The sequence below is a fragment of the Mycobacterium sp. NGS17 genome (assembly GCF_059813205.1).
Genome location: NZ_JCALED010000026.1, coordinates 1 through 962, shown reverse-complemented (window position 1 = coordinate 962; position 962 = coordinate 1). Strand labels below are relative to the sequence as shown.

At 65.0% G+C, this 962-nt stretch carries 1 protein-coding gene; it reads right to left on the bottom strand.

Annotated elements, in window-relative coordinates:
• Window positions 1–460 precede the first annotated feature (460 nt).
• Window positions 461–962: MCE family protein (locus AC5Y7E_RS24185; RefSeq protein ID WP_499950939.1), on the bottom strand; the 502-nt coding region annotated here is incomplete at its 5' end.

Genomic DNA, 962 nt, shown 5'->3' with positions numbered 1-962 from the left:
GGTCAACTCGGTCTTGGGCGTGAACCCTCCGCGGAACTGGATGTAAACCAGGGTGAAGATGACGGCGAGAACGACCGCCACGACAAAGGTGATCAACCGGTAGGGCGGCTCTCGCGAGTCGTTGATCTGAACGGGTGAACCTTCCATGGCCTACACCGTGAGCCCGAAAGTTGTGGGCCCGGCGATGGACCGCCACCCGCGCGGTTGGTTATCCGGATAACCCACCGTCGCCACCGCTGCCCCTCGCCTCGGGGCCGTCGCCACCCGGCGCTGGCCTGTACACCTATGGAATAAGACCAGTGAAATGTACCGCGATGCAGTGGCACAAACAAAGCAACGGCGCCAACCTGCGGGTGCACAGCCTCGTCGCTCGGGTGACCACCTTCACCGATTCCGGCGAGCCGATCGTCTCGGAAGCGAATTATCCTGTCCCGCAGAGGCTTCGGCCACTGGCTACGTGTTACGGGTTGATGGTGTTATCTCCCACCTGGCGGCCCCAGACGTACTCGATCGCATACGGCGATCCGGTGTCGAGATGGTTGTACGGCGCGAGGCTGTTGCCGGTGTCCATCACCAGCTCCGGTGCCGGCCACAGATCGCGGGTGATCTTCTGCCAGCACCCCGGCGCCCCGCCCGGACCGCCGCGCGCGTTCACCCGGGGCAGGTTCTCCGGGTAGACGTAGGGATTGGGCGCACCACCGATCAGGCCGACCGCGCCGCCGAGCCCCAGCGTGAGCGCGGAGATGGCAACCAGCGACAGGGGATTCGCGACCAGCCCCAATCCGGACAGCGCCTCGGTGTTCATGTTCAACGAGTAGCCGTTGAAACCGCCCTCGGAGGCACCGGTGATGGGCACGATGTCGTGGTAGTTGCGCAGCGTGCAATAGATTTCGGGGCTGTAAGTGTCCAGTAGCTGCGCCGAAGGGACCAGGTCGGCGGCGCCGCGCGCCAGATACGGCCCG